8 protein-coding genes are annotated in these 13,039 nt (G+C 38.7%); all 8 read left to right on the forward strand.

All coding sequences use genetic code 11. The features are described from left to right. The first annotated feature begins 12 nt into the window (after positions 1-12). A complete protein-coding gene (locus tag PU629_RS02765) occupies positions 13-816 on the forward strand; it encodes an ABC transporter permease (protein WP_275282745.1) in 804 nt (267 codons plus the stop codon). Positions 817-830: 14 nt separating this feature from the next. Continuing rightward, positions 831-2,453, forward strand: a complete 1,623-nt coding sequence (tagH, locus tag PU629_RS02770; protein WP_275282746.1) for a teichoic acids export ABC transporter ATP-binding subunit TagH — start codon at positions 831-833, stop codon at positions 2,451-2,453. Between the two features lie 241 nt (positions 2,454-2,694). Then, positions 2,695-3,861 carry a nucleotide sugar dehydrogenase gene (locus PU629_RS02775; RefSeq protein ID WP_275282747.1) on the forward strand — a complete coding sequence of 389 codons (1,167 nt, stop codon included), beginning with the start codon at positions 2,695-2,697 and terminating at the stop codon, positions 3,859-3,861. A 185-nt stretch (positions 3,862-4,046) separates the two neighbouring features. After that, positions 4,047-6,659, forward strand: coding sequence for a glucosaminidase domain-containing protein (locus PU629_RS02780; protein WP_275282748.1), 2,613 nt, complete (start codon positions 4,047-4,049; stop codon positions 6,657-6,659). 803 nt (positions 6,660-7,462) lie between these two features. Next, entirely contained in the window at positions 7,463-8,248 is a 786-nt protein-coding gene (locus PU629_RS02785) for a spr1630 family ClpXP-sensitive toxin (protein WP_275282749.1), read from the forward strand. 22 nt (positions 8,249-8,270) lie between these two features. Further along, on the forward strand, positions 8,271-9,452 hold the full coding sequence (locus PU629_RS02790; protein WP_275282751.1) for a spr1629 family repressor/antitoxin: 1,182 nt from the start codon (positions 8,271-8,273) through the stop codon (positions 9,450-9,452). Positions 9,453-10,656: 1,204 nt separating this feature from the next. Then, complete coding sequence (locus PU629_RS02795) at positions 10,657-12,012, forward strand: MFS transporter (RefSeq protein ID WP_275282752.1); 1,356 nt, start codon at positions 10,657-10,659, stop codon at positions 12,010-12,012. A gap of 35 nt (positions 12,013-12,047) precedes the next feature. Further along, complete coding sequence (locus PU629_RS02800) at positions 12,048-12,902, forward strand: MBL fold metallo-hydrolase (protein WP_275282753.1); 855 nt, start codon at positions 12,048-12,050, stop codon at positions 12,900-12,902. Positions 12,903-13,039: the final 137 nt, after the last annotated feature.

The following is a 13,039-nucleotide window of genomic DNA, read 5'->3' on the forward strand; positions in this document are numbered from 1 at the left end:
GTAGACTAATCTATGAAATTTGTTTTACAAGTGATTAAAGAACAGCTTATGAGTCTCCATTTGATTTTTCGTTTAGCAGGGTACGAAATAAAGAGCACGTACCAGATGCACTATTTAGGAATTGTCTGGCAATTTTTGAACCCGGCGATTCAAATTTGTGCGTATTGGTTCGTGTTCGGTCTTGGAATAAGGGGTGGGGAACCAATCGGTGGTGATCCCTTTTTTGTTTGGCTGATTGTTGGAATTATCCCTTGGTTTTTCATCAGTTCTTCAATTACTCAGGGCTCCAACAGTGTGTATTCGAAGGTAGGTCTTGTGTCGAAGATGAATTTTCCGATCAGCGTGCTCCCTTCGATTACAATTGCGAAGAATTTCTATAACTTTCTCATGCTGTCGGTAGTGGTAGCCATCATCTTATTTGGATTTCATTTAAATCCTGGCATTTATCTGATTGAGTTACCTTACTATATCTTTGCTACCGTTTTTTTTCTATTTTCCTTAACTATTTTAACCTCAACTATTTCAGTCTTAGTTCGCGATTTCCAAACAGCAATCAATTCGGTAATCCGTCTATTAATGTTCCTTACGCCAATTATGTGGGATTCCCATAAACTGTCCGGTTCGCTTTATAACATTCTGAGATTAAATCCGCTTTTCTATTTAGTTGACGGGTTTCGCAATTGCTTGTTGCGTCATAAGTGGTTTTTCGAGGATCCGCGTTTGACGCTTTATTTTTGGTGCTTTACGCTATTAGTGCTGTTTACTGGAGCCTTTATGCACCTCAAATTTAGAGATAAGTTTGTCGACTATCTATAATGATGGAGGGCGAAATGACTAACCCAAAAATAAAACTGGAAAACGTGACAAAGACATACCAGTTGTACAACAAGCAATCAGAAAAAATTCTGGATATGTTTGTCAGTCGCAAGAAAAGAAATAATCGTACTTTTAACGCGTTGAACGGGGTATCTTTTGAAATCCAAGAAGGGGAGACCATCGGGATTATTGGGATCAATGGATCTGGAAAATCAACGCTTTCAAATATCCTGTCACAAATTGTGCCGCCGACAACGGGGGTTGTTGAGATAAATGGCGAGACATCTTTACTCGCCATCAATGCCGGTTTGGACAGGCAATTAACAGGTATGGAAAATATAAAATTAAAGTGTCTAATGCTTGGCTTTAAGAAGCAACAAATTAATGATATGATTCCGGAGATTTTGGAATTCGCGGATATTGGAAATTTTATCGATCAACCTGTTAAAAGCTACTCAAGCGGGATGAAGTCCCGTCTTGGATTTGCTATATCTGCTTATACGAATCCTGATATTTTAATCATCGATGAAGCCCTGTCTGTTGGAGATAAAACCTTTTATCAAAAATGTATAGATAAGATTGAAGAATTCAAAGCTACAGGTAAGACGATTCTTTTCATTAGTCACTCCATCAGTCAGATTCGCTCAATTTCCGATCACGTGCTTTGGCTTCACCATGGTGAGGTACGTGAGTTTGGTGAGACCTCGGACGTGTTGGAGAAATACGATAAGTTTATCAAGTGGTACAATCAGTTAACCAAGCAGGAACAGAAAGACTATCGTAGCGAAATGTTGAAGAATCAATCAATCGAGAAGGTCAAGGCGATGAGTTCAAGACGCTCTCAGCAGAAGAGGGAAAAGCGAAGCGGTAGTGGCGCGTTCCCAATCTTCTTCTTTTTATTACTGACTGTTTTAGCGGGGGCTTATTTGCTTAAAGCCACCCCACCAGCAAATGCACAACAGTCTAAGACAAGCAGTTCTTCCTCTTCGGCCGCCGGCAAGCACATGACAAAGAAGGCAACGACAAACGCTGTTCCAACAAGTGTAATGAGTGCAAAAGGTCTAATCAGTTCGGAAAATACTCAACTCTATTCGAACAAGCAGTTTACTAAAAAGGTAGGTTCCCTTGATTTTGCCTCTGAGGTTCTGGTAACGGAAAAGGTTGGAGATATGGGATATAAGGTGTCTTATAATGGTAACACGGCCTTTGTTAAGAAGGAGAACCTGTCTCTTATGAAGGACAATACGACCACCACTGATATTACCTATGATCAGCTATCCCCGATCTTCCCATCTGTGTTTATAAAATCGTACCAATACTATTTCACGTTTTTTGGTGAAAACTTGGAGCAAATCAAAAGCTCGTTTCAGGATACACCGAAAGAGGAGCAGGTTGGTGGGAGAGAGGCTCTTAATTATAACTACTATCAGTGTGAATATGTGTTCAATACGAGCGGCATTGCAGATACCTTAATTGTTTTGAACATCAATAGCAACGCCCCGATCATTAGTCAATTAAAGGCCAATGCTCAATTGACTTCTAGTGATGGTAACTTGATCTATGCATCAATAAAAGGCTATTCCGTGTTGCTTAATCTCAAAGACAACCAAGCAACCTTCAAAGCCATATCAGAATAAATGTTTTGAAAGTGGAAAAGATGCCGGTTTTTTCGATTGCATTTTCTTAGAAAGGTCTTTATTTGTCTGTTCAAGTTGAACCATAAATACCGACTTTAATAGGATTGCCTCAATTCTTTATGTAAAAAAAGGATTGAAAGTGTCGAAATAGGTCTATATACTTATAAAAGTAAGAATATGGATACTTGGACTTTTTAAATAGAAGATTAATATCTTAAAAGAATAAAAAGGGGATTTGTAGATGAAAATTGCGGTTGTGGGAACGGGTTATGTTGGACTATCCAATGCAATTCTTTTATCTCAACATAATGAAGTCGTGGCGCTGGATATCGTACAGGAAAAAGTGGACCTTATTAATCAACGAAAATCACCAATTATTGATGCAGATATAGAGCACTATCTGGCTGAGAGAGAGTTAAATCTAACGGCAACGACGAATGCAGAAGAAGCCTTTAATGGTGCCGATTATGTGATTATCTCAACACCAACGAATTATGATCCGGAGAAGAACTATTTTGATACGTCATCCGTTGAGTCTGTCATCAAGCAGGTTAAGCAAATGAATTCTGCTGCTGTCATGGTGATCAAGTCGACGGTACCGGTGGGTTATACGAAAACAGCGAGAGAAACGTTCCAAACGGACAATATTATCTTTTCACCTGAATTCTTGAGAGAAGGAAAAGCCTTATTTGATAATTTATACCCATCACGTATTGTGGTTGGTGAGCAATCGGAGCGGGCAGAAATCTTCGCGAACCTCTTAGAGCAGGGAGCTAAAAAAGAAGAAATCGACGTGTTGTTTACGGATTCTACAGAAGCTGAAGCGATTAAGCTTTTCGCGAATACGTATCTTGCGATGCGCGTTGCTTTCTTTAATGAATTAGATTCCTATGCTGAAATTCGCGGGCTGGATGCCAAGCAAATCATTGACGGAGTTGGACTCGATCCACGTATTGGTAGTCATTACAACAATCCTTCCTTTGGCTACGGCGGTTATTGCCTGCCTAAAGATACGAAGCAGCTTCTTGCTAACTATGATGATGTACCGAACAATATTATGGCAGCTATTGTGGAAGCCAACCGTACACGCAAGGATCACATTGCTGATATGATTCTGAAGCGAAATCCAACCGTTGTAGGTATTTATCGGTTGACTATGAAAACAAACTCAGATAACTTTAGGGCATCTGCCATTCAAGGCGTCATGAAGCGAATCAAGGCAAAGGGCGTCGAGGTGGTCGTCTTTGAACCTTATTACAATGAAAAAGAATTCTTCCATTCCAGAGTTCTTCATGATTTTGATGAGTTTAAAAAGATTAGTGACGTGATTGTCGCCAACCGTTTGTCCAGCGACCTTATGGACGTAAAGGATAAAGTCTATACACGCGACTTATTTAGCCGCGATTAACTAACATTACTTTTAAAGAGACCTGCTGTTGCGGGTCTCTTTTGTCATTTTTGGAAATCGCTGTTAATTTGCTAATGTGTCTATAACCTCTACTAAAATTATGTTAGACTAAGTGAGAAGTAAATTTGTCGAATTTTGTCGAATGATATTTTTATGATCATGAGTTTAGTAGAGGGGAGCGGGTTATGCAAAGGAAACTAGTTATCTTTTTAGGTCTCTTTTTATTTGGTTTGATTTTATGCCCAAAAGGAAGTTTTGCTGAAGATACGGATAGTACGACTAATGCGGTCAACTTTGCATCGGGCTCCAGTTATGATTTGATTGATTATAATGGCGAAGAGCAGAAGGTTGCTGTTAATGACGATGTGACGTTGACCTTAACAGGCTGGACTGATGCGACTAAAACAGCCGTTAAAGGGATCCTGGACGTCCAGACGTCTTCTTCTGAAGAAACGCAAAACATTACTTTGAAAGTGACAGATGTCTTACAGCATTTGGTGACGGCAGACAATCAAACTATTTATTTAAGAATAGATCAGGCTGATTCCTTTAAGGCTGAATCAGTCACACCACAAAACTTGCAAAATCAAAATACTGTTATGACCCAAAATGACAATGGAACGTCCATTGAAGAGGTCAAAACGGTCGATGAGTACGGTACGGTGATTAATAATCAAGGGTATAAGTATTATAAAACGGATGGAACGAATCAAAAGGTGGAAGTAACGAAAAGTGATTATGATGCTTTGAATACTCCTCCTTCTGTCACTTATACGGCCCATGTCCAAAGCTATGGCTGGATGAGTCCTGTTTCTGACGGGGCGCTCGCTGGAACAACCGGCCAGTCGAAACGTATGGAAGCTATTAAACTGTCAATTAAAAACGGACAAGACTTAAGCTTAACCTACTCTGCTCATGTCCAGAGCTATGGCTGGATGAACGAGGTATCAGACGGTCAGATGGCGGGAACGACCGGGCAATCAAAGCGTATGGAAGCTATTAAAATTAATCTGACAGGTACTCAGGCAGCCGATTATGATGTTTATTATCGCGTGCATGTTCAACATTATGGCTGGTTAGACTGGGCGAAAGATGGAGAACCTGCCGGGACTCAAGGGTATAGCTTGCGCATGGAAGCCATTCAGGTTGAGTTAGTGAAAAAAGGCGACCCTGCACCCGGTTCTACCGATCAACCTTTTATAGTAAAACCGCCGTCTGTTAATTATTCGTCCCATGTTCAAAGCTATGGCTGGATGCCTTCTGTCTCCGATGGCACACTGAGTGGAACGACAGGACAAGCGAAACGCTTAGAAGCGATTAAGATCCAATTAAAACATTCACCGTATTCAGGAGATATTGTGTATTCAACACATGTCCAAACTTATGGCTGGCTCAAAAATGTGTCCGACGGTGAATTATCCGGTACCACCGGTGAAGGTAAGCGAGTAGAAGCCATTAACATTAGTTTAACTGGTGACATCGCCAACTATTATGATGTCTATTACCGGGCTTATGTTCAGAGTTATGGTTGGTTAGGCTGGGCAAAAGACGGGATGAACGCTGGAACACAGGGGCTTGCTAAACGCATGGAAGCTATTCAAATCAAGCTCGTTCCTAAAGGCCAGGGCGATTCGGTCAGTGAAACGGATGCCTTCAAAAAAGCGATCAAAGTAAACCCCGTTCCTGAAGATCCAGCTGATCCTAGCAGTACAACAGGTAACAGCACGACAAACAACAGTACAACGAACAACAGCACGACAAACAATGACCCGACAAACGATAGCCCAACAAACGTATCCAGTGCTCAGGAACGACTGGTTTCTTCTGTTAGTTTTCCCGTTTATCGAAGTTATGATGAATTAGCGGATTACCAACTTAATTCAACGATTTATAATCCAAGCTATACAAGATACGATGTGTTAGGGTATGGCGATAAAGTAACGGTATTAAGTGAGGAAAATTACGCGGCTGAAATCCAGACAGCGGATGGTCTCGTAGGTTGGGTTCAGAAGGATTATCTTGTAAACAGTTTAACGGATGACATGTGGCTTGTAAAAGAAGGCCGAACGTTAAGAAGCAGTGCGGATGTCACGAGCGCGAACATCGGCTATATTCCGTCCGGCTCGATGGTATATTTGCTGGATAAAGTCACAACTTCCGGACCAACCTATACAGAATGGTACTACATCCAAACACAATCCGGTCAAAAAGGCTGGGTCTGGGGAGCATTAAGCACTTCAGGAAATCAAGGCTATGACCTCATTAAATATGAGGCATCTAAAGCAGGAACGGTCACCGATCAAGTGGATATCTTTACACCGCTCAATACGATGGCGGACGTGACCGCTGACCAAATTAACGCCTTTATCAATTATAAAACAGGTGGACAAACCACCGTTATGACCGGTATGGGCGAGGCTTATTTAACCGCTCAAGCTCAAAGTGGATTGAATGCCATCTATCTGTTGGCCCATTCCGGACTTGAAACCGGCTGGGGTACATCGGCAATATCCAATACCAAGTATAATTTTTATGGCATTGGTGCAATCGACTCTCAACCTGCTGAAGGAGCTTATGACTACTCTTCTCCAGAGGGCGGAATCATCGCCGGTGCTTGCTGGATCAGTGATAATTACGTGATCCGTTCTTGGGATACCGATGATACAATACCTTATTATCAACCAACCCTTGACAGCATGAGAAACGACAACAGCTGGCACCAATACGCCAGCGACGAAGCCTGGGCAGTCAAAATCGGCTATTTCATGCAGCAATTTTATGACTTCATTAATCAGTGAAACGCGGGGACGGTTCTCGCGTTTCTTTTTTTTTGGAACACGGTGGGAACACGGGGACGGTTCTCGTGTTCCATTTTTCTTTTTAAGTAGAAATTAATTCTCCTTCTTCAGGTAAGCACTGATCACATTTTGAGTGATCACCATGAAAGTCCTATCAGACTTTACTTTGGGTTGGCTAGAGCCAGGGAATAACAGATCGATTACGACTTCGAACCTTGAATTGATAAAGAAGTAAAAATAAAAACATAGTTTTGAGAACCGAAGTTTAATAGTTTTTAGACACACTGTATAGATTATTGAAGTTAATCTTCAGCAAGCGGATCAGATTGTGAAGTAATTCTAATTAGAAGTAGACAAATACTCGTAGCAATAAAGTAAATATATAAACAGAAATAATAGTTGAAGTGAAATAGAGTGGACTTTACAAAATCTTGCTGTTAGATTGGCTACCAATAGTCAAAGGATATATCAATTGGTAACGGTTGGGTCGCGCATGTAGACTAATAGAATAAAGTTAAAGCGATTACCAGCAATTAAAAAATACAATGTTTGGGTATTTAAGGAATTGGAAATTAGACAGAGCACGGCTTTAAATGAATTGGCAGAGGTATGGGGTAAATGAAATTTATGCTGTTAATATTTTTTTAAAACCTTATATTGATAATAAGGCGATAAGTTTAAAAAATTTACCTGTTTATATTTAACGCTTTAAAAAATATAATAAAAAATCATAATTACTTTAAAAGATAGACCTTTTGTTATATATTTTATCTATGAGGATAAAATAGAAGAGAGGGATAAAGTTGAAACAGTATCGATTTTCCCGAGAATTAAATCAAAGCATTGTTAATGGTATTTTAAATGGTTATAAAAGTTATGTTGAAGAGAGAAATGAAAAGCGAAGAACAATGAAAATTAGTGATGCCTATGCTTGGGTCAAAGGAAATCATATAGATGACCAGACGGCAATTGAATGTGAAGATATCGGAATCCTTTACAAAAAAGCAAGAGCGGGCTATACTTGGGGATATTTGCAATTTTCGTCTTCGGATAATAAGAGTATGTTTATTATTAAAAATGCTAAATACTTCAATCCAGATAATTTTCCAGGTGGAAAAACAATACACGGGGAACACATTCAAACTAGAGATCATGAAACTTATCTAAAAAAACTGTCAAGAATTAATGAAAATGTGGAGTTTCCTGAAGAATATTCGCTATTTGATGAATCACATGAATTTGAAATGCTTTCAATATTTGATGATCAAGTATTAAAATCATTGGAAGATGATGAGGTCACACAATTACAAAAAGAATATAGTAAATTCTATATTGTGACTTATGAGATTGATGAAGCCTTTTTAATTTCTAAAATTCAATTATGGATGCCTAATCCTGTTAATAATATTGCATATCTAGTTGAAGATTTATCTGAATTAATTGGGGAAAGTAATGTCAATCTTGCCGAACTCGATACGACTGTCTTGAATAATGATATTTATGATTACGATGACTCGATTACAGCAATCGACTTTGGAATTGCTATTGATGATGAAACTAAGAAAAGTAAGAAAGATGGACAAGGTTGAAATAAGTAGGAGGTAAATCGTTATGTTTGTTGGTAACAATTTGACTAACATTCGAATACTCCATGGTTATACAAGAAAGCAACTTGCCGATAGGCTTCAAGTTTCTGAGCAATCAGTCTGGCAATATGAGAATGGTTATACGACTCCGAAACTTGAAGTTATTAATAATTTGAAAAGAATCTTCAGCGTTAAAAGTAAATATTTTTTCTCTGAGGATTTTCTTGATAAAGATGGAAAATCGAATATAGATGCTAATCATATAGCCTATAGAGCGGATGTAATAAGCAGTATACAAAAAACGCAGAGTGAAGCCATGCATCTTGAATATCTAAACTCTTTTTTGAAAATTATTGAAGAAAGAATTCAATATCCACCAAATGAGATCGCCTTACTTAGAGATAAAATAATTGATTATATGAACAACACACAAGATGACAGAAAAACGATTATGAATAAGGCTGCGAGTATGGCAAGGGATTTCCTTGAGTTAGGTCCAACAAATGTCAATCTATTATTTGTATTGGAAAAAAAAGGAGCCTTTATTTTAGAGAAAGCTATTGGTGAGAAGATTGATGCCTATAGTTTGTGGTCTAAAGATAATCGGCCCTATATTATGCTAGGAAGTTTGAAAAAGTCAGCAGCTCGAAGAAATTTTGACTTAGCACATGAATTAGGCCATTTACTCCTACATTATAAAGTTGAGTTTACAACTTTAGAGAAGAAAGTGTACAGACAATATGAGAAAGAAGCGGACACTTTCGCCGAAACTTTTTTACTCCCAGAAAAGGAATTTAAGAAAGATTTTGTGTTATTATCTAGAAACTCCAACCCAGACTCGTACGCAGAATTGAAGAAAAAATGGGCTGTTTCTATTCAGACCTTAGCTTATAGGGCTCATGCATTAGGATATATTGATTATCAGAAATACAGGTATTTCAATATACAGCTAAATAAAAAAGGATATAAAAATAGTGAACCGCTGGATAAACAGCTAAAGATTAATCGGCCTGGAAAGATAAGAAGCATATTGGAATTACTCCTAGAAGAAGGCTATATCGAATTGGAATCATTACTTGACAGGCTAAAAGTAGATGTTGACTTCTTATCTAATTTACTTGGACTTGATATTGAATTTTTCAAGAAATATGAAAATAAGGCGGTAAAGAAATTTTCAGTGAAAGACTTAAATATAAAAGCAAAATAAATTCACATTGAAAAAGCCACTTGTCAGGTGAAACGCGAGAACCGTCCCCGCGTTCCGGTACGTACGGTCTTAAATGTAAAAAAGTATAATTCCCTTTATTTTTAAGGGGGTTATACTTTTTTCATTTCCTATTGTTTGTGTTGGTGGTTATATCCATTTATCAAACGTATCAAAAATAAACGCAAATAAAAGGTGGTAATAGACCCTGTGTCAGATTCATTTTTTCATCGTTTTTACGAAAATGCTTACATTCCTTTTTCATTAATTCTCCATTCAGTGAGTTGGTAGTGCCCAACTAAACAATCAAGTCCATTGAAAAAGTGAAAGTCCTACCAAAAGAAGGCCCAGCGCCTAATGAAATGCTTTATGTCTCTTGCACAAATGTAAGGGTTTTCTTGGCAACTAACATCTTTTCTTTTTAATTTATTTTAATTCGAGAAGAGAAGCTCGTTCCGTTCATGACAGTTTCATTAAAAATGGCACCGCTATAAGTTCTTAAGGGTAACTTATCTTTTTCCATTGAGCTAAGGTCTGATCTCAGGGGGCTCTGAGACAACAAGCCTTTCGCCAAGTTCACTAACGGTTCAACGTTCTCCTTACCTCATAATTGTAAAATTGATCCTCTTCTTTCTTAAACAAACAGATTCACTTTATCTCCAATCCTTTTGACTTTTTTTATTTTTCGTTTTTAAGTGATTTGAGGGATGGAACCAACAATTTACGATGAAAACCCACGCTTTCGTTTGTATTCATAATTCATAAAAATGAAAATATAATTGACAATATGACAGAAAACAAATAATATTGAAAGCGTAATCATATAACCGCTATTGATGTAATTTGGGGTTTATAGTTTGTGAGATTTTAAGGGAAGTGATAACGCTTTACAATTGAAATGGGTTGGTAAGGGCCAACCCAGTGAACTAGGAAAATGAATCTAATTGATTCGGTTATATGTGGATAATTTAAAAAAAGGCAACTCAAAGGGTCTGAACATTCAGACTCCAAACCCCAAATCCCTTTTTTCTGCAAGCAAGCATAAAAGTGACTCTCGACTTCTTAAAGAGGATTTGAAGGCACTAATCGTGATAATTGCAATCCTATTCAAATGGAAATTCGAGTGTCGGAGCAACTTATGTTTTACTCGTGCAATAATTAATGGATCTTATTACAAATGTTTGCGATTAATCCAGGAGGTGTACGAATGAAAGAGAACAAACGGATTTTAGGAATCATTCCTATAGGGGCAAGCAAGTATAGCTGGCTGACGCTATTAAATACTTGGATCACATGGGGACTAAATGTTGTGACATTCGCCATGATCTATGTCATTGGTTCTTCTGTGATTAAAACATATCATTTGTCACCTGCAACTTGGGGCTGGTTTGTTGCGGGTTATCTTGCTTTAAGGTTTTTTATCGATATACCATTAAACTTATTGAGTGATCGTTTGGGTTCAGGGTGGAAAAGGAAGTTTTTATGGTTTCCTGTTATGATTGAGTATTCTATTGTCGGTGCAATGATCGCGATTCCAGGACTAAGCTCAAATGTTTGGGCCTATTTTGTATTAATGCTGGGAGTAGCATTGGGGACTTCAGCAAGTGAAGCCATTGGGGTAATCGCAACCACTGAGTGGTGGTCAAAAGAAGAAAGAGGTTTCGCTGTTGGTTTGCATCATACAGGCTATCCAGTTGGAGCGTTAGTAGGGGGAGCCTTTGCATCCTTTATTTTTACACACTTTGGAGATTCAAGCTGGCGTCTTACCTATCTTGCTTCGCTTGCGACGGTACCATTCGCGATTTGGTATTGGTTTTTATCAACACGGAAAAATATTGAAGAGGTCTACGAAAATGTGGATAAACGCGGATTAACCCGGCCAAATGTTACGGGGGCAGGTTCACATTCATCATTTTCAGGATGGATTAATGTCCTAAAAATTCCGGAAGTATTGATTTCGGCAATTTGTTTGTTTTTATTTCAGGCGGTACAGAATGTTTTCATGACATCTTATCCGGAATATTTGTCTTTTGTCCATTCTTATTCTTATGCTGCTGTGGCTTCATTAAGTGTTGTTTGGACGATCACGGGGGCCCTATTCCAATTCTTATGGCCAGCCATTTCAGATAAAATTGGGCGGAAATGGATTATCATCTTCGCGGGAATATGGCAGGCAGCCATTATGTCACTTCTACTCGTATCGACTTCCGTTACAACGGTTATTTTGGTGCAACTTCTTTATGGTGTGACCGCTAATGCCGTGTTTCCATTACTTTTTACAACAAGTGCTGATGTGGCACCCGCGAACAGAACTGGGGCCGTACTCGGGGTGAACTTCTCTGCTACGTGGCTGGGTGCGTCAGTAGGGGCGATCATTTCTGGACAAGTGCTGCAATCTCTGGGGGGCTTTAATTCTTTAATGGGTTATCATGTTGTGTTCTATACGATGATTATTTTGTCAGCGTTTACAGCGCTTGTTCGGTTGTTTGGTAAGGAAACCAATCCCATTATGACAAAGCAAAAATTGAAACCGCTCGCTCGTGCTGAAAAAATGGATGCCTAACTTAGGTATAAAAAATGATTGGCAGGTGTTAAAGTTTGAATTACGTCTATAAAAGAAGCGAAGCGCTTATTCGTGAGATTAATGAAACAAAGATCAACTTTGCCGGTGTTTCTATCTGGAGCCTTGGACAGGCAGGAATAGTTATAAAAGGGACTCAGGAAGACGGGGTTCTATGTATTGACCCTTATTTAACTCATTCGATCGAGTTGGATAATCCAACGACTGAATTTGTCAGGGAATATGAGCCTCCCATTCCTCCTGAAGGCTTGCAGGGGGCATCAGGTGTTCTAATTACTCATTATCACGATGATCACCTTGATTTATCCACAGTAAAAGCTTTAAAAAAAGCTTCACCTGACACCGTTTTTGCTATTCCAGCCTCCCATTGCTCTATGGTCAAAGAGATGGATTGGGAATCTCAAAAGCTAATACCGGCAAAAGCAAATGAATCTTTTTCAATAGGAGGGTTTAAAGTCGAACCTATTCCTGCTGCGCATACACAATACGAAACAGATGAAGAAGGAAATCACTTTTATCTGGGGTATTGTATCACAGTGAACGGTATACGTGTGTATGATAGTGGAGATACAATTGTCACCGATGAATTAATCGAAAGTGTGAAGGCATTTAAACCGGACATCGCGATTCTGCCTATCAATGGCGGAGACTATTTTAGAACAAAAAGAGGCGTTATTGGCAATATGTCAGGCCGTGAAGCAGCCGATTTTGCTGCTGCCATTAATGCTGATATGGTTTTACCGGTTCACTATGACATGTTTCCTACAAATAGAGAGAACCCTGCCCATTTTGTTGATTATTTATTTCAGACATATAGAAGCCAGAAATTCCACATGATGCAGGTTGGTGAACGATTGATCTATATGAAGTAACGTGTTAAAAGGAACCGAATTAACCATAAAAAGGTTAAATTTTTAAGTTTATCTAAAGTAGAGTAGCAGCCCATCCTAGGTAAGGGTGGGCTATTATTTAGTTTTATAATTAAAAACGATAAGAAATGAAAAACGAT

Origin of the sequence: Pullulanibacillus sp. KACC 23026, from assembly GCF_029094525.1 — a bacterium.
Classification (GTDB): domain Bacteria; phylum Bacillota; class Bacilli; order Bacillales; family Sporolactobacillaceae; genus KACC-23026.

Coding starts and splice junctions, on each gene's coding strand:
- PU629_RS02765 (WP_275282745.1), top strand. CDS start 13: ATGAAATTTGTTTTACAAGTGATTAAAGAACAGCTTATGAGTCTCCAT.
- tagH (WP_275282746.1), top strand. CDS start 831: ATGACTAACCCAAAAATAAAACTGGAAAACGTGACAAAGACATACCAG.
- PU629_RS02775 (WP_275282747.1), top strand. CDS start 2,695: ATGAAAATTGCGGTTGTGGGAACGGGTTATGTTGGACTATCCAATGCA.
- PU629_RS02780 (WP_275282748.1), top strand. CDS start 4,047: ATGCAAAGGAAACTAGTTATCTTTTTAGGTCTCTTTTTATTTGGTTTG.
- PU629_RS02790 (WP_275282751.1), top strand. CDS start 8,271: ATGTTTGTTGGTAACAATTTGACTAACATTCGAATACTCCATGGTTAT.
- PU629_RS02795 (WP_275282752.1), top strand. CDS start 10,657: ATGAAAGAGAACAAACGGATTTTAGGAATCATTCCTATAGGGGCAAGC.